14 protein-coding genes are annotated in these 16961 nt (G+C 68.1%); 8 read left to right on the top strand and 6 right to left on the bottom strand.

The features are described 5' to 3' along the window. The first annotated feature begins 41 nt into the window (after positions 1-41). Genes metH through hisG form a run of 6 tightly spaced genes read left to right on the top strand, consistent with a single transcriptional unit; the run spans position 42 to position 7307 of the window. Positions 42-3647 carry a methionine synthase gene (metH, locus tag AC1RIF_RS05070; RefSeq protein WP_492600296.1) on the top strand — a complete coding sequence of 1202 codons (3606 nt, stop codon included), beginning with the start codon at positions 42-44 and terminating at the stop codon, positions 3645-3647. 13 nt (positions 3648-3660) lie between these two features. After that, positions 3661-4338 (top strand): HAD family hydrolase, encoded by a 678-nt coding sequence (locus tag AC1RIF_RS05065; protein WP_492600295.1) that lies wholly within the window; start codon positions 3661-3663, stop codon positions 4336-4338. 2 nt (positions 4339-4340) lie between these two features. Further along, the gene (gene trhO, locus AC1RIF_RS05060; protein ID WP_492600294.1) at positions 4341-5192 is read left to right on the top strand and encodes an oxygen-dependent tRNA uridine(34) hydroxylase TrhO; all 852 of its coding nucleotides are present in this window, start codon (positions 4341-4343) and stop codon (positions 5190-5192) included. A 13-nt stretch (positions 5193-5205) separates the two neighbouring features. Next, a complete protein-coding gene (locus tag AC1RIF_RS05055; protein ID WP_492600293.1) occupies positions 5206-6093 on the top strand; it encodes a pseudouridine synthase in 888 nt (295 codons plus the stop codon). Between the two features lie 32 nt (positions 6094-6125). Then, on the top strand, positions 6126-6407 hold the full coding sequence (locus AC1RIF_RS05050) for a phosphoribosyl-ATP diphosphatase (protein WP_305095065.1): 282 nt from the start codon (positions 6126-6128) through the stop codon (positions 6405-6407). A 48-nt stretch (positions 6408-6455) separates the two neighbouring features. Further along, positions 6456-7307: an ATP phosphoribosyltransferase gene (gene hisG, locus AC1RIF_RS05045; RefSeq protein ID WP_492600292.1), complete on the top strand. Its 852-nt coding sequence runs from the start codon at positions 6456-6458 to the stop codon at positions 7305-7307. Between the two features lie 167 nt (positions 7308-7474). Here hisG and AC1RIF_RS05040 read toward each other — a convergent pair whose 3' ends face one another. Both AC1RIF_RS05040 and AC1RIF_RS05035 read right to left on the bottom strand, forming a co-directional pair. Then, positions 7475-8284, bottom strand: a complete 810-nt coding sequence (locus AC1RIF_RS05040; protein ID WP_492600291.1) for a thioesterase family protein — start codon at positions 8282-8284, stop codon at positions 7475-7477. Continuing rightward, positions 8281-9177, bottom strand: coding sequence for a RecB family exonuclease (locus tag AC1RIF_RS05035; protein WP_492600768.1), 897 nt, complete (start codon positions 9175-9177; stop codon positions 8281-8283). The genes AC1RIF_RS05040 and AC1RIF_RS05035 overlap by 4 nt, the downstream gene beginning before the upstream one ends. 72 nt (positions 9178-9249) lie before the next feature. Here AC1RIF_RS05035 and AC1RIF_RS05030 point away from each other — a divergent pair, with 72 nt between their 5' ends. Then, the gene (locus tag AC1RIF_RS05030) at positions 9250-10101 is read left to right on the top strand and encodes a tRNA (adenine-N1)-methyltransferase (RefSeq protein WP_492600290.1); all 852 of its coding nucleotides are present in this window, start codon (positions 9250-9252) and stop codon (positions 10099-10101) included. An 80-nt stretch (positions 10102-10181) separates the two neighbouring features. On the opposite strand, the gene AC1RIF_RS05025 is transcribed toward AC1RIF_RS05030, so the two are convergent. Further along, positions 10182-10667 carry a WKL family lipoprotein gene (locus AC1RIF_RS05025; protein ID WP_492600289.1) on the bottom strand — a complete coding sequence of 162 codons (486 nt, stop codon included), beginning with the start codon at positions 10665-10667 and terminating at the stop codon, positions 10182-10184. A 188-nt stretch (positions 10668-10855) separates the two neighbouring features. On the opposite strand from AC1RIF_RS05025, the gene arc reads away from it, so the two are divergent. Then, on the top strand, positions 10856-12619 hold the full coding sequence (gene arc / locus AC1RIF_RS05020) for a proteasome ATPase (protein ID WP_492600288.1): 1764 nt from the start codon (positions 10856-10858) through the stop codon (positions 12617-12619). A 5-nt stretch (positions 12620-12624) separates the two neighbouring features. Here arc and AC1RIF_RS05015 read toward each other — a convergent pair whose 3' ends face one another. The 3 genes from AC1RIF_RS05015 to AC1RIF_RS05005 form a co-directional block, all read right to left on the bottom strand. Next, positions 12625-13143 carry an NUDIX hydrolase gene (locus AC1RIF_RS05015; RefSeq protein WP_492600287.1) on the bottom strand — a complete coding sequence of 173 codons (519 nt, stop codon included), beginning with the start codon at positions 13141-13143 and terminating at the stop codon, positions 12625-12627. Between the two features lie 43 nt (positions 13144-13186). Then, entirely contained in the window at positions 13187-14659 is a 1473-nt protein-coding gene (locus tag AC1RIF_RS05010; protein WP_492600286.1) for a cellulase family glycosylhydrolase, read from the bottom strand. Between the two features lie 74 nt (positions 14660-14733). Further along, positions 14734-16878: a phosphocholine-specific phospholipase C gene (locus tag AC1RIF_RS05005; RefSeq protein ID WP_492600285.1), complete on the bottom strand. Its 2145-nt coding sequence runs from the start codon at positions 16876-16878 to the stop codon at positions 14734-14736. Positions 16879-16961: the final 83 nt, after the last annotated feature.

The following is a 16961-nucleotide window of genomic DNA, read 5'->3' as shown; positions in this document are numbered from 1 at the left end:
TACGACCAGCCGCCGTCGAGCCGCCCACTACTCTGGACGGCATGTCTGCACCATTCCACTCTGCCCTGCTTGATGCGCTGGAACAGCGCGTTGTCATCGGCGACGGCGCCATGGGCACGATGTTGCAGGCCGCGGATCTGACTCTCGACGATTTCCTCGGGCTCGAGGGCTGCAACGAGATTCTGAACGAGACTCGCCCCGACGTGCTGCGCGACATCCACCGCGCGTACTTCGAAGCCGGCGCCGACGCGGTCGAAACCAACACCTTCGGCTGCAATCTGCCGAACCTCGCCGACTACGACATCTCCCATCGCATCCGTGATCTCTCCGAGCGGGGCACCCGCATCGCCCGCGAGGTCGCCGACGAGATGGGACCCGGCCGCGACGGCATGGGCCGGTTCGTGCTCGGCTCGATGGGCCCGGGCACCAAGCTGCCCACCCTCGGTCACGCGCCGTTCGCGGTGCTGCGCGACGCGTACACCGAATCGGCGCTCGGCATGATCGAGGGCGGCGCCGACGCGATCCTGATCGAGACCTGCCAGGACCTGCTCCAGGTGAAGGCCGCGATCATCGGCAGCCAGCATGCGATGGAGAAGCTCGGTCGCCGCCTGCCGATCATCACCCACGTCACCGTCGAGACCACCGGCACGATGCTGCTGGGCAGCGAGATCGGTGCGGCCCTGACCGCGCTCGAACCGCTCGGGATCGACATGATCGGCCTGAACTGCGCGACGGGCCCCGCCGAGATGAGCGAGCATCTGCGGCACCTGTCGCGGCACTCGACGCTGCCGGTGTCGGTGATGCCGAACGCCGGTCTGCCGCAGCTCGGGCCCAAGGGCGCCGAGTACCCGCTCACGGCAGAGGAACTGGCCGTCGCGCTGTCCGGCTTCGTCAGCGAGTTCGGTCTGGCGTTCGTCGGCGGCTGCTGCGGCACGACGCCCGAACACATCCGTCAGGTCGCCGAGGCCGTCCGCGCGGTCGAGAAGGCACAGCGCACCCCGCAGCCGGAGGACGGCACGTCGTCGCTGTACGCGGCCGTCCCGTTCGACCAGGACGCGTCCATCCTGATGATCGGTGAGCGCACCAATTCCAACGGCTCCAAGGCTTTCCGTGAGGCGATGATCGCCGAGGACTACCAGAAGTGCCTCGACATCGCGAAGGATCAGACGCGCGACGGCGCGCACATGCTCGACCTCAACGTCGACTACGTCGGTCGTGACGGTGCCGCCGACATGTCCGCGCTCGCGAGCCGCCTGGCGACCGCTTCGACGCTGCCGATCATGCTGGACTCCACCGAACCCGACGTCCTGCAGGCGGGGCTCGAACACCTCGGTGGCCGGTGCGCGGTGAACTCGGTCAACTACGAGGACGGCGACGGTCCGAACTCGCGCTACCAGCGGATCATGCGACTGGTCAAGGAACACGGCGCCGCCGTCGTCGCGCTGACGATCGACGAGGAGGGACAGGCCCGCACCGCCGAGCACAAGGTCCGCATCGCCGAGCGTCTCATCGAGGACATCACCACGACGTGGGGGCTGTCGGAGTCGGACATCATCATCGACGCGTTGACGTTCCCGATCTCCACCGGTCAGGAGGAGGTGCGCCGCGACGGCATCGAGACCATCGAGGCGATCCGGGAGCTCAAGCGGCGGCACCCCGACGTCCACTTCACACTCGGCATCTCCAACATCTCGTTCGGCCTCAATCCGGCCGCGCGCCAGGTGCTCAACTCCGTGTTCCTGCACGAGTGCACCGACGCCGGCCTCGACACCGCGATCGTGCACGCGTCGAAGATCCTGCCGATGGCGCGCATCCCGGAGGAGCAGCGTGAGACGGCACTGGACCTGGTCTACGACCGTCGCCGTGAGGGATACGATCCGCTGCAGAAGCTGATGGAGTTGTTCGAGGGCGTCTCGGCGGCGTCGGCGCGCGCGTCGCGGGCCGAGGAACTCGCGGCCCTGCCGCTGTTCGAGCGTCTCGAGCGTCGGATCGTCGACGGCGAGCGCAACGGCCTCGAAGCCGACCTCGACGCCGCGATGACGGAGCGCCCGCCGCTCGAGATCATCAACGAGACACTGCTCTCGGGCATGAAGACCGTCGGTGAGCTGTTCGGCTCCGGCCAGATGCAGTTGCCGTTCGTGCTGCAGTCCGCCGAGGTGATGAAGGCGGCCGTGGCCTACCTCGAGCCGCACATGGAGTCCACCGGTGACGACGGCAAGGGCCGGATCGTGCTCGCGACCGTCAAGGGCGACGTGCACGACATCGGCAAGAACCTCGTCGACATCATCCTGTCCAACAACGGGTACGAGGTCGTCAACATCGGCATCAAGCAGCCGATCGCGACCATCCTCGACGTCGCCCTCGACAAGCGCGCGGACGTCATCGGCATGTCGGGCCTGCTGGTGAAGTCGACGGTCGTGATGAAGGAGAACCTCGAGGAGCTCAACGCCAAGGGCGTGGCCGAGCAGTTCCCGGTACTCCTCGGCGGCGCGGCGCTGACCCGCTCGTACGTCGAGAACGACCTGTCGGAGGTGTACGACGGTGAGGTGTCGTACGCGCGTGACGCGTTCGAGGGTCTGCACCTGATGGACACGATCATGGCCACCAAGCGCGGCGAGGGCCTGGCGCCGGACAGTCCGGAGGCGTTGGCGGCCAAGGCGAAGGCGGCCGAGCGCAAGGAGCGTCACGAGCGTTCCAAGCGGATCGCGGAGAAGCGTAAGGCGGCCGAGACGCCGGTGGAGGTGCCGGCGCGGTCCGACGTCGCCGCCGACATCGCGGTCCCGGTCCCGCCGTTCTGGGGGACCCGGATCGTCAAGGGCATCTCGCTGTCCGAGTACTCCGGCCTGCTCGACGAGCGCGCGCTGTTCCTCGGTCAGTGGGGTCTGCGCGGGCAGCGCGCCGGCGACGGACCGACCTACGAGGAGCTGGTCGAGACCGAGGGGCGTCCGCGCCTTCGCTACTGGCTGGACCGGCTCACCGCCGAGGGCGTGCTCGCGCATGCCGCGGTCGTGTACGGGTACTTCCCGGCGGTCTCCGAGGGCGACGACGTGATCGTGCTCGACGAGCCGACTGCGTCCTCGGGTCGCTCCGCAGGCTCCGCTCCCGATCCCGATGCGCCGGAACGCTTCCGGTTCACGTTCCCGCGCCAGCAGCGCGACCGGTTCCTGTGCATCGCCGACTTCGTGCGCTCCCGCGAGGACGCCCGTGAGGACGGCCAGGTCGACGTGCTGCCGATGAACCTGGTGACGATGGGCCAGCCCATCGCGGACTTTGCCAACGAGTTGTTCGCGGCCAACGCGTACCGCGACTACCTCGAGGTCCACGGCATCGGCGTCCAGCTCACCGAGGCGCTCGCCGAGTACTGGCACCGCCGGGTCCGTGAGGAACTGATCCTGCCGGGCGGCCACAACATCGCCGAGCAGGATCCGTCGAACGTCGAGGACTTCTTCAAGCTCGAATACCGCGGCGCGCGCTACTCGTTCGGCTACGGCGCCTGCCCCGACCTGGAGGACCGCCGCAAGCTCGTGGCGATGCTCGAGCCGGAGCGCATCGGCGTCGAGCTGTCGGAGGAGGTCCAGTTGCATCCCGAGCAGTCCACCGATGCGTTCGTGCTGCACCACCCGGAGGCCAAGTACTTCAATGTTTGATCGATCAGGATCGATGTCGGTCGGGACCCTGCGGGCGGTCCTGTGGGACATGGACGGCACGCTGCTCGAGTCCGAGAACCTGTGGGACATCGGGGTGAAGGAACTGTCGCTGCACCTCGGTGGCCCGATGTCGGAGGAGACCCGGCTCGCGACCATCGGAGCGTCCAGTGCGAACGCACTCGGCACGGTGTTCGCCTCGCTCGACCTGGATCCGCATCCCGCGGCTCTCGCCGACGCCAAGGCGTGGCTCTACAGCCGGATGGGCGAGTTGTTCGAGGCCGGCCTGCCGTGGCGTCCCGGTGCGCAGCAGGCACTGCGTACCGTGCGCGCGGCCGGCCTCGGCTCGGCACTCGTGACGAACACGGACCGTGAACTGTGCGAGTTCGCCCTCGACACCCTCGGCCGGGAGCACTTCGACCATTCGGTGTGCGGCGACGAGGTGCCGGCCGGCAAGCCGGACCCCGCGCCGTACCTGCGGGCCGCCGAGCTACTGGGCGTCGAGCCCGCCGACTGTCTCGCGGTGGAGGACTCACCCACCGGTGCCGCCGCCGCCGACGCAGCCGGATGCACGGTGTTGGTGATCCCGTCGCTCACGACCGTCCCCGAGTCGCCCCGGCGCATCTTCCGGACGACCCTCGAGGGGCTCGCCGCGTCGGACCTCCACGCGCTGCACCGGCGAGAGGTCGCGTAGCCGTGGCGACGCCGAAGATCGTTCTGTTCTACCGGTTCACTCCGCTCGCGGACCCGGAGGCGATCCGGTTGTGGCAGCACACGCTGGCCGCGTCGAACGATCTCACGGGCCGGATCCTGATCTCGGAGCACGGGATCAACGCCACCGTCGGCGGCGACATCGCCGACGTCAAGCGGTACGTACGTGGGACCCGGTCGTACGCGCCGTTCAAGGATGCCGACATCAAGTGGTCGGACGGCGCGGGTGACGACTTCCCGCGGCTGTCGGTCAAGGTGCGGCCCGAGATCGTCACGTTCGGGGCTCCGGAGGAGTTGAAGGTCGACGCCGACGGTGTCGTGGGCGGCGGCACGCACCTGTCGCCGAACGAACTGCACGAGCTGGTCGGCAGCCGCGGCGACGACGTCGTGTTCTTCGACGGCCGCAACGCGTTCGAGGCCGAGATCGGCCGGTTCCGGAACGCGGTCGTTCCCGACGTCGCCACCACCCGCGACTTCGTCACCGAACTCGACAGCGGACGCTACGACCACCTCAAGTCCAAGCCGGTCGTCACGTACTGCACGGGCGGCGTGCGCTGCGAGGTCCTGTCGGCGCTGATGCGCAACCGGGGCTTCGAGGAGGTCTACCAGCTCGACGGCGGCATCGTCCGTTACGGCGAGGCGTTCGGCGACGAGGGCCTGTGGGACGGCTCGCTGTACGTGTTCGACAAGCGCATGAACGTCGACTTCACCGATCGTGCTGTGACGCTGGGCAAGTGCACGATCTGCGGCGCCCCCACGTCGCGGTTCCGCAACCACCCGGACGTGGGCGGTCGAGAGCTGACGCTGGTGTGCGAGCCGTGCGTCCCCGACGCCTGAGGCGCCGCTGACGATGGCACGCGCGCCGCTCCCGATCCGTGACGGCCTCGGACCCGACCGGATCCGCATGCCGGCCGGGCGGCCGTCGATGACGGTCGTCGACTACCTGCGCGGGCGTCACCCCGACGAGGACTGGGACACCCGTCTCGGGGCGGGCGAGGTGGTCGACGAGCACGGGCGCGTGGTCGACCACACGACCCCGTACCAGCCGACGCGGTTCGTGTACTTCTATCGTGAGCCGGCGCCGGAGGTGCCGGTGCCGTTCGCGGTGGACGTCCTGCACCGCGACGCCGGGCTGGTCGTCGTCGACAAACCGCACTTCCTCGCGACCATCCCGCGCGGCGCGCACATCCGGGAGACCGTCGTGGTGCGGCTGCGCCGGGACCTGGAGCTGCCCGACCTGGTGCCCGTGCACCGGCTGGACCGGATGACGGCGGGTGTCCTGCTGTGCACCACCGATCCGGCGCTGCGCCGGCCCTACCAGGAGATGTTCGAGAAGCAGCGGGTGCGCAAGACGTACGAGGCCATCGCCCCCGGCCTGTCCCACGTCGAGTTCCCCCGCGTCGTACGCAGCCGCATCCGCAAGGTGCACGGGGAGCTCACCGCGTCCGAGGAACCGGGGGAGCCCAACTCGGAGACGCTGATCGATCTCGTCGAACATCGCGGCGAGCTCGCGCGCTACCGGCTGCAGCCGCGCACCGGCCGCACCCACCAACTGCGTCTGCATCTGAATTCGCTGGGTGTGCCGATCGTCGGCGATAATTTCTATCCCGAGTTCCGGCGCCGCGACCCGAACGATTTCGCCGACCCTCTGCGGTTGCTGGCGCGCAGTCTCGAGTTCGACGATCCGCTGACGGGGGAGCCCAGGCAATTCGAGAGCCGACGGACCCTGGAGTACTGACGTCGGTCCAGATTCGGCACCGTTCGGACCACGTGCGAGAATCGATACCCGTGAAGACCTTCGAATCCCTGTTCGCCGAGCTGACCGAGCGCGCCGCCTCCCGTCCCGAGGGATCCGGCACCGTTGCTGCGCTGGACGCTGGTGTCCATGCGCAGGGCAAGAAGGTGCTCGAGGAGGCCGGCGAGGTCTGGATCGCCGCCGAACACGAGAGCGACGAGGCTCTCGCCGAAGAAATCTCCCAGCTTCTCTACTGGGTTCAGGTCCTGATGGTGGGCAAGGGCCTGAAGCTCGAAGACGTGTACCGACATCTCTGAGTTCGGCCTCGTCTCCTTGCACCCATCCTCTCGGAAGGACCACCCCACATGCTGCGCGTAGCAGTGCCCAACAAGGGATCGCTCTCGGAATCGGCCAGCCAGATTCTCGGCGAGGCCGGATACCGTCGCCGTACCGATTCGCGTGATCTCACCGTCCTCGATCCCACCAACAACGTCGAGTTCTTCTTCCTGCGCCCCAAGGACATCGCGATCTACGTCGGATCCGGTGAACTCGATCTCGGCATCACCGGCCGCGACCTCGCACTCGATTCGGGCGCACCCGTCCACGAGCGGCTCGCACTGGGCTTCGGACGCTCCAGCTTCCGCTATGCCGCCCCCGCCGGAAGGGACTGGGCTGTCGAGGATCTCGCCGGACTGCGGATCGCGACGTCGTATCCGAACCTGGTGCGCTCCGACCTCGCCGCCCGCGGGCTCGAGGCCACCGTCATCCGCCTCGACGGCGCCGTGGAGATCTCGATTCAGCTCGGTGTCGCCGATGCGATCGCCGACGTCGTCGGCTCCGGCCGCACCCTGCGTCAGCACAACCTCATCGCCTTCGGTGAGTCGCTGTGCGACTCGGAGGGTGTGCTGATCGAGCGCGAGGGCTCCGACGGCGACGACAAGGCCCGCAACCAGCTGATCGCGCGCGTGCAGGGCGTCGTGTTCGCCCAGCAGTACCTGATGCTCGACTACGACTGCCCCAAGGCCGTGCTCGAGCAGGCGGTCAAGGTCACTCCGGGCCTCGAATCGCCGACCCTCTCGCCGCTTGCCGACGAGAACTGGGTCGCGGTGCGTGCGATGGTCTCCCGCAAGGTTCACAACGCGGTGATGGACGAGCTGGCCGACCTCGGTGCCAAGGCGATCCTGGCATCCGACATCCGGTCCTGCCGCGCCTTCTGACGCAGCGTTCGACTACCGACGGCGGGGGGGGGGGGGGGGGGGGGGGGGGGGTGGGGGGGGGGGGGGGGGGGGGGGGGGGGGGGGGGGGGGGGGGGTAGGNNNNTCCCCCCCCCCCCCCCCCCCCCCCCCCCCCCCCCCCCCGCCGTCGGCGTTCCGGGAGGGGGCGCTCAGCGCGCGCGGATCTGGAGGGTCTGGTTGATGCGTCCGACGGCTCCGGTCTCGTCGTAGAGGACGCCGGCGCACATGCCGACACCGTCGGGCCCGTACGACGTCTCCGACGACAGCCCGATCCACTCGCCCTCGGGGATACGGAACAGGTGCACTGTCAGGTCTGTGTTGAGGAATGTCCACTCCGCGGGGTGGATCTTGGCTCCGGCGCCGTTGGAGACGTCGGCCACCGTGAACAGCCGTTGGATCGGGGTCAGCGACTCGCCCTCCACCAGAACAGGAATGGGGCGCGCCCACATCTGACCGGGACCCTCACAGCCGATCTCGGCGAGCCAGCGCCACTCGAGGCTCTTCACGAATCCGGTACCCCAGAACGGGCCGTCCAGCTCGACCTCGTGGGCCTCCGCCACCGGGCGCAGGGGAGTGTCCGCGGTGTGCACTACGGCGGCGGTGTCCGCCGTCTCCATGCGCCAGCCGGTGCCGCGCGCGACGGCGCGAGACGTACCGTCCGGTCCCGTCGCCCACAGTTCGGCGACGACCAACTCGACGCGCTTGCCGGGACGCTCGATCCACGAGCGGACCTCGATATCGGTGATCGGGATCGGCCCCAGGATCTCGACGACGACGCGGGTCAGGCGGGTGTCGGGACGGTTGCCGCAACGCTCGAGTGCGCGCACGAGCAGCGCCGACGGCGGCGCACCGTGCTGCATGGTGTCAGCCCAGGTGCTCGCGGTCAGAGGCGTCGACCCGAAGAGTTCGGCGCCGTCTCCGGTGCTTCCCAACGGGATGTAGTAGGCCTGGTCACTCACTCGACTGTCTCCTCGAACTCCGAACTTTCCTCCGAGGGAACCGGCCACCCCGGATACGGGGGCGGTGTTCCTCCGAAGGCCGGGCAACGAGTCTTATGGTTGCACCAATCACACAATCGCCCCGGATTGGGGCGGAAGTCACCTGTGGCCCCCGAATCGAGGATGGCCGTCCAGATTGCCGACAGGGTCCGCTCGAAGCGCCGAAGCTCTTCCTCCTCCGGCTGGTATGTCAGCGCCTGCCCGTCGCCGAGATACAGCAGCTGCAGCTGTGCCGGCACGATGCCGCGCGTCCTCATCAGCACCAAGGCGTAGAACTTCATCTGGAACAGTGCCTTGGACTCGCCCATCTCCCACGGCGCCCGGCCCGTCTTGTAATCGACCACCCTCAGCAGACCGGTCGGTGACACGTCGATGCGATCGACGAACCCGCGCAACAGGACACCGTCGTCGAGCTCGGTCTCCACCCGGAGCTCACACGACTCGGGATCGAACCGAGTGGGATCCTCGAGCTTGTAGTACCCGGACACGAGCCGCCTGGCCTCCGTGAGGAACTGCCCGCGCTCGGCGGGGCCGAGCAGATCGGCGAGATCGGGCGACGACTCCAGGAGACGCTGCCACGCGGGTTCCACCAGCTCGCGCGCCCGCTCCGGCACCCGCTCGGCGCGCGGCAGCGCAAACAACGATTCGAGAGCCGCGTGCACCACGGTGCCCCTCACCTGTGCCTTCGACGGCGCCTCGGGGATGCGGTCGACCGCCCGGAAGCGGTACAACAGCGGGCACTGCTTGAAATCGCTCGCCCGCGACGGTGACAGCGCCGGACGCCGAACCGCCCCACGGCCGGGCGCCGACGCGACCGCGTGGCCGTCGGGGGCAGGGGGCGTCGGAACGGTGATGCTCACACCTGGCAGGCTATGCGCTGGGTCCGACACGGTGTCGGCCGGACGAACGAATGGAGTGGGCGCGAGATGGCATCAGGCGGACTGGGACGTAGCGGACCTTTTCAGGTCGGTGACCGCGTCCAACTCACCGATGCCAAGGGCCGGAAGTACACCGTGGTCCTGGAACCGGGCAAGGAGTTCCACACGCACCGCGGCGGCATCCTGCACGACAGCCTCATCGGCTCCGACGAGGGCACCGTCGTCACGTCCACCAACGGCACGCCCTACCTGGCGTTGCGGCCCCTGCTCACCGACTACGTGCTGTCGATGCCGCGCGGCGCGCAGGTGATCTACCCCAAGGACGCCGCGCAGATCGTGCACGAGGGCGACGTGTTCCCCGGCGCGCGGGTGCTCGAGGCCGGCGCGGGTTCGGGCGCGTTGACGTGCTCGCTGCTGCGGGCCGTCGGGCCCACCGGCAAGGTCGTCTCGTACGAGGTCCGTGAGGACCACGCCGAGCACGCGGTCCGGAACGTGGAGACCTTCTTCGGCGGGCGTCCCGACAACTGGGACCTGACGATCGCCGACCTCGCGGAGTACGACGCCGACGTCGACGGCAAGGTCGATCGCGTCGTGCTGGACATGCTGGCTCCGTGGGACGTGCTGCCCGCCGTGTCGAAGGCGCTGGTCCCCGGTGGCGTGCTCGTCGTCTACGTCGCGACCACGACCCAGCTGTCGAAGGTCGTCGAGGCGATGCGTGAGCAGGAGTGCTGGACCGAGCCGCGGTCGTGGGAATCGATGGTGCGCGGCTGGCACGTCGTCGGCCTCGCGGTGCGCCCGGAGCACCGGATGCAGGGTCACACCGCGTTCCTCGTCACCGCGCGCCGGCTCGCGGAGGGCACCGTGACCCCCAAGCCGCAGCGCCGCCCCAGCAAGGGCTGAAACACAGCTGAAGGGACCCTTCGTGCGCTGCCAGCGCACGAAGGGTCCCTTCAGCTGGTGAGGTAACCGCTACCGGCGGTTCAGCTGCAGGTGAGCCGGCCCATGCCGAGGATCTCGCAGGTGCTGGCGTCGGAGATCACCCATTCGCCGTCCTTCTGCGTGAACGTGACGGGCACCGGGGCGCCGCCGTGCGGGCCGGCGATCTGGGTGATCGCGGTGGCGGTGTCGCCCTCGACGGTCACCTCGTGGACCTCGGCCGTGAGCGGGTAGCCGGCGAGAACGCCGTTGAGCTGCTCGATCAGAGCCGCCCGCTGCTCACCGTTCTCGATCACCGTGGTCTTCTCGGTGGCCGCGACGGCCGGATCGAAGAACACGGTCAGCTGCTTCTGCAGCACCTCGGCGGACGGAGCGTCGGCGGACGCCGCCGTCGTCGTCGATGCGGCCGCCGACGTGGAAGCCGAGCTGGTGGTAGCTGCGCTGTCCGAGGAGTCTTCGGAGCTGCACGCCGTCATCCCGAGGGCGGCGACCAGGACGCCGGCGGCGACGAGCGATTTGCGGATGATCACGGTGGTGAGGCCTTTCGTTTCTTGGCTCGGTCGGTCGTTACCGGCCGGAACGAAGGCAAGGCTAACATGGTCGGTTCGGGTGGATCTCCGGATTCCGGCGCTGCCGGACCGAAGCTCGGGCACGTGTCGCGTCACGCTTTGTCCCCGGTGCCGGTAGCGTTGATAGATCGGACTGGGAGGAGCGGCACATGAACCCGACAGAGAATCCGGACCCGGTTGCGGCGGTGCGTGAACTCGACGCGTTGCGGGCAGAGGCGGCGACGCTCCGTAGGCAACTGGCGGAATCGCCCGAGCAGTTGCGGGAGTTGGAGTCACGCGTCGACTCGCTCACCATTCGCAACGGCAAACTGATGGACACCCTGAAGGAAGCCCGGCAGCAGCTCATCGCGCTGCGCGAAGAGGTGGATCGGCTGGGGCAGCCTCCCAGCGGATACGGTGTGCTCCTCGGCATCCACGACGATCAGACCGTCGACGTGTTCACGTCCGGGCGCAAGATGCGGCTGACGTGTTCGCCCAACGTCGACACCGACACGCTGAACATGGGCCAGACGGTTCGTCTCAACGAGGCGCTCACAATCGTCGAGGCCACCCGGTTCGAACGTGTCGGTGAGATCTGCGCTCTGCGTGAGGTTCTCGACGACGGCGAACGCGCGCTGGTGGTGGGGCACGCGGACGAGGAGCGCGTCGTGTGGCTCGCGGCGCCCCTCGCCGAGATCGCGGCCGAGGACGGTGTGAAGGATCCGGATTCCCCGTCGCGCCGATTGCGGCCCGGCGACTCCCTGCTGGTCGACACCAAGGCCGGGTACGCGTTCGAGCGCATTCCCAAGGCCGAGGTCGAGGATCTCGTACTCGAGGAGGTCCCGGACGTCGGTTACAACGACATCGGTGGCCTCGGCCGGCAGATCGAGCAGATCCGGGACGCTGTCGAACTGCCGTTCCTGCACAAGGATCTGTTCCACGAGTACGCGCTGCGACCGCCAAAGGGCGTGTTGCTGTACGGCCCGCCGGGCTGCGGCAAGACCCTCATCGCGAAGGCCGTGGCGAACTCGCTCGCGAAGAAGATCGCCGAGTCGCGGGGGCAGGACAGCAAGGAAGCCAAGTCGTACTTCCTCAACATCAAGGGCCCGGAGCTGCTGAACAAGTTCGTCGGTGAGACCGAACGGCACATCCGGATGATCTTCCAGCGGGCACGTGAGAAGGCGTCCGAGGGCACCCCGGTGATCGTGTTCTTCGACGAGATGGACTCGATCTTCCGTACCCGAGGGTCGGGTGTGTCGTCCGACGTCGAGACCACCGTCGTCCCGCAGCTCCTCAGCGAGATCGACGGTGTCGAGGGCCTCGAGAACGTCATCGTGATCGGTGCGTCCAACCGCGAGGACATGATCGACCCCGCGATCCTGCGGCCCGGCCGACTCGACGTCAAGATCAAGATCGAACGCCCGGACGCCGAGTCCGCGCAGGACATCTTCTCGAAGTACCTGGTCGAGACCCTGCCGTTGCACGCCGACGACCTCGCCGAGTTCAACGGGGATCGGGCGGCGTGCGTCAAGGTGATGATCGAACGGGTTGTGGACCGGATGTACGCCGAGAGCGACGACAACCGCTTCCTGGAGGTCACGTATGCCAACGGGGACAAGGAGGTCCTGTACTTCAAGGACTTCAATTCCGGCGCCATGATTCAGAACATCGTGGACCGCTCCAAGAAGTACGCGATCAAGTCGGTGCTCGAGACGGGCTCGCCGGGTCTGCGGGTGCAGCACGTGTTCGATTCGATCGTCGACGAGTTCTCCGAGAACGAGGACCTGCCGAACACCACCAACCCCGACGACTGGGCGAGGATCTCCGGCAAGAAGGGCGAGCGGATCGTCTACATCCGCACACTAGTCACCGGCAAGAACGCCAGTGCCAGCCGTGCCATCGACACCGAGTCCAACACCGGCCAGTACCTCTAGGTCGTCTAGGACACGGTTCGATCGAAGTAGTCGCCCAGCAGGGCCCGGGTGTCCGGAACGAACGGCCACTCCGGGTCCTGCAGGTGTCTCCGCAGTTCGGCGTCGGTCCACCACCAGCCGTCGCTGATTTCACTGGGCTGGTGGCGGATAGTTCCGTCGTAGCGGGCTTCGAACGCGAACAGGTGACAGCGCAGGGGTGCGCCGTGCCACGTTCCGTCCCAGGAGATCCGGGAGATGGGGGACAGGTCCACACCCGTGACGCCGAGCTCCTCGGCGAGCTCGCGCCGAGCGGTGACCTCGGGCGTCTCACCAGGGTCCACGACGCCGCCGGCGAGGCAGTCGTGCATGCCCGCGAACACCGCCTTGTCCGGCGCGCGGCGATGGACGTACAGCCGGCTCCCGTCCGTCGACCGCAGTAGGACGCCTGCGCTGGCGTGCCACAGCCCTTCGGCATACACCCGTGTGCGGGGTGCAGTGCCGATCACGGTGCCGTGCGTGTCGTAGACCGAGACCACTTCGTCCATGGAGTCATCGTTGCACCGACGACCGTTCGTCGCTCTCGCCGGATCAGGCAGCCGGAGTCACCGTGACGGTCACGGTGCCCGAGTCGGCGGGAGTGCGCACCGTGAGCAGTCGATTCTGCCGATCCCAGCCCACGAGGTCGGCGCCGTCGACACGGACGTCGCCCGGGAACCCGCTCTCCGGGAGGTAGATCTCGGTGGGAGCGGTGATCGAGGCGTCCGGCTCGATCCTCAGTTGGAGTCGATCCGTGGTCGACGACCACTCGAGGGGTGTGCCGGCCACTGCGCGCGGGTACGGCTTGTTCAGGGTGTCGACGAGCAGCGTCTGCGTGCCGTCGGGCAGGTAGGGGCCCCACGGGCCGGGATCGCTGGACCAGTACGAGACACCCGCCCCCATCTCGCGCGCCGTGCCGTAGACGCGTTCGATGTAGTCCCGGGCGCCGGGCAACGTGGTGTCCAGCCCGAATTCGCCGAGGATGATGGGCACGTCGCCGAGCCCGCCCGCGGTGTGGGCGGTGTTGGCTCGCCAGGCGTCGATGGTCACGTCGGTGAGTGTGCGCGCCAGGCCCTCGTGTCCGCCGCCGATGTCGAGGGGCAGCGGGTAGAGATGCGGGCAGTAGGCGATGCGCTGCTCACCGGCGCGGGGGTCGTCGATCTTGGTGAGCCCGCTGGGGAGACCCTGGTTGACGCCGATCGCCTGCGGGGCCACACACACCCAGGTGTCCTGATCGACCTGCCGGATGGCGTCGGTCGTCCGCTGGTACAGCGAAGCGAGCGGTCCGGCTTCGAATTCCGGACCTATCAGGGTGCCTCCCCACGGCTCGTTCATCAGGTCGTACGCCACGACGGCGTCGTTGTCGGCGAAGCGTGCGGCAACCGCCCGCCACGCGTTCGCGTAGTGCTCGGTGAGCTCCGGGTGCTTGCCGGTGGTGTTCCAGAAGTTGTCGAACGCGCGCATCACACCGGGCTGGATGTAGTACAGCTCCCACCGAGACTGAGGCTCCACCGGGAGCCCGTCCATGTACGTCGCCCAGGCCGGCGCGCCGTTGCCGATGTTGCCGGCGCCGTTGCCGCCGTTGCCGTCGGGGGTGATCGCCCCGGAGTACAGGTCCTGGTGCATGTCGAGCATGACCTTGTAGCCGCGCTCGGCGTACCAGCCGACCCGATCCTCGACACGGTCCAGATACTGCTGGTCGTACACGCCCGGTGCGGGTTCGACCGACCGCCAGGAGATCAGGAACCGCACGAAGTTGGTTCCCATGTCTGCGTATTCGCGGTCGAGGTCTGCCGCGGTGAACTGCGGCATGCCGTCGGGCGCGCTCTTCGCGCTCGACGCCGTGTTGAACCCGCGCAGGATCAGTGAGCGACCTTCATCGTCCTTCAGGTAGGACGGCGTCAGAGCAGCGCCACTTCCACTTCCACTTCCGGACGTGGGCAAACTGCTCTGGGCAGCGGCAACGCCACCACCGAACACCAGCGAGCCTGTCGCTATCAGCGATACGAGCCGGATTCGACGCACGTGTCCTCCTGTTGGACTCTCTTGGTTCGATCACGTTCCTTGCCGGAGCGGCGGCGCAGCGCCTTCTCGCCGCGTCAAGTCGGTTGACTGACGCTGGCCTGTCCGTTCTCGATGTGTCCGACCAGCCGTCGCCGGAAGCCGGGGTCCTCGTCGACGGTCACCGTGGCCTCGTACCAGCCGTTCACCGACGGCACCGTCAGCGATTCCGATTCGTGGGCCGCGAGTCGACGCCGTTGACCGTCGACACCGACGGTCAGCTCGCGAGTTCCCCGGTTCTCCACGGTCAGGGCAAGCGATCGCGTCGCGACGTCGATCGTCGAGGACACTTCGAGTTCGGCCGCCACCCCGTCGGCCGACCCCGCGAATTCCCGCCTGAACCCGTTGGGGCCCAGCAGGGTCAGGTCGTAGCGCGCGGTCGGTAGCGGCACAGTGTCGGTGCTTGCGCCGAGGACGTCGTAGTGGCGGGGGACGTCGAACTCGCCCGCGTACGGATACAGGGCCAGGTGCGTCGACTCGGCACCGGTGTTGTCCAGACGCAGAGTCAGAGAGCGTGCTGCGGGATCCACGGTCGCGTGCGCGTCGGGCTGGTACGGCAGGGCGCGGGCAGGGCGGACACCACTTTCCTGGTCCGGAATGCGCTGCTCGGCAGGTGGAGTCGGCGTCCATCGTGGTTCCAGTGGCGGGCTGGGCTGCGGTCGGGTGAGGGCGGGCCGGCTCCGCGGATTGGCGAAGTCGAACGCCGACGTCAAGTCTCCGCTCACCGTCCGCCGCCACGGGTCGATCTCCGGTTGACTGATCCCGAACCGCTTCTCCAGGAACTGCGTCACCGCTGTGTGGTCGAACACCTGAGAGCACACGAACCCGCCGACGGTCCACGGCGAGATGATCGTCATCGGCACTCGCGGACCCAGCCCGAGCGGCTGACCCGCAACCCATTCCGTATCGACCGACAGCGGTGGCCGCGGTGGCGGCACGTGGTCGAAGTAGCCGTCGTTCTCGTCGAAGTTGACGATCACGGCCGTCTTCGACCATAGGTCCGGGTCGGAGGCGATCGCGTCGAGAACCTGGTAGAGCAACGTCGCGCTCGCCGCTGGCGAGGAGCCGGACGGATGCTCCGAATCGACCTCGGAGGGAACCAGATAACTGACCTGCGGCAGCCTGCCCGCCTCGACGTCCTTGCGGAACTCGGCGGCAAGGGTGCCCGGCCGTGACCGGTACAGCGCGCGGTCGTAGAGCTGCCGGTCTGCGGGGGAGAGTCCGTTCACCGCGCCCTCGAGCGTCGCCACCGCCGCGTCCTGGGCCGCGGGTGGTAGCTCGGGCAGCGCGAGGTAGAACCCGGCCAGGGTCTGCAGCTCGTACGGGATCAGGCCGGGGTTGCCGAGCAGGTGGGCCCCCACCTTCTTGAATGTGGTGAAGTACTCGAGGTTGTTGTCGCCGAAGTTGTCCCATTCCTGGTACGTCTTCCAGGTGATGCCGGCGGCCTGCAGCCGCTCCGGGACAGTGGGCCACGCGTAGCCGGCGTGCCAGGGGTTGTAGGCGGCGTTGGTGACCGCGCGACCCTCGGGACCGGCCGGTTCGGACGACCCGGACACACCCAACTCATCCATCGAGCCGAATGGATTGATACCGGTGGGTTCGAATCCGGTGTACCCGGAGACCCAGTAGTTGCGGTTGGGGCTGGTCGACGTCGGCACCGAGCAGTGGTAGGCGTCGCAGATGGTGAACGCGTCTGCGAGTTCGTAGTGGAACGGGATGTCCTGGCGGTCGTAGTAGGCCATCGTCGTGCCGGTCTTGGCCTCGATCCAACCGTCGTGCCAGCCGTCCGCGAGGGCCTTGTGGCCGCCCTCCCAGCTGTGGTCGAGTCCGGTGACGTTCTGCACGTCCATGCGCTGCGCGGCCGCCGAATCCCGGATCGGGAACGGGAGCACCGGACCGTTCGGCCCCGGCTGCTCGAAGACGGTGGCTCCGCCCCGCAGTCGGAGCGCATCGGGGTCGCTGAAGCCTCGGACCCCGCGCAGGGTTCCGTAGTAGTGGTCGAACGACCGGTTCTCCTGCATCAGGAGAACGACGTGTTCGATCGAGTCGAGTCCGCCCGCGGGGACAGGCGCGGCCAGCGCCCGTTGCAGCGACGGAGGAAGCAGTGAACCGGCCGCGACCGCAGCAGCTACACCGGCGCCGGCGGTGAGGAATCCGCGCCGGGAGAAGGTCTTTCGGGTCACATCGGCTCCACAGTTGCAGCGATCGATACCGGCCACTACGGGACTGTAGACCAACCGTCCAGTTGTTTTTCGGTGTTTTCCGA

This window comes from Prescottella sp. GW823-FHT02E09 (assembly GCF_058797375.1).
Note: the sequence above shows the minus strand (reverse complement) of the source record. Positions and strands in the feature narration are given on the sequence as shown.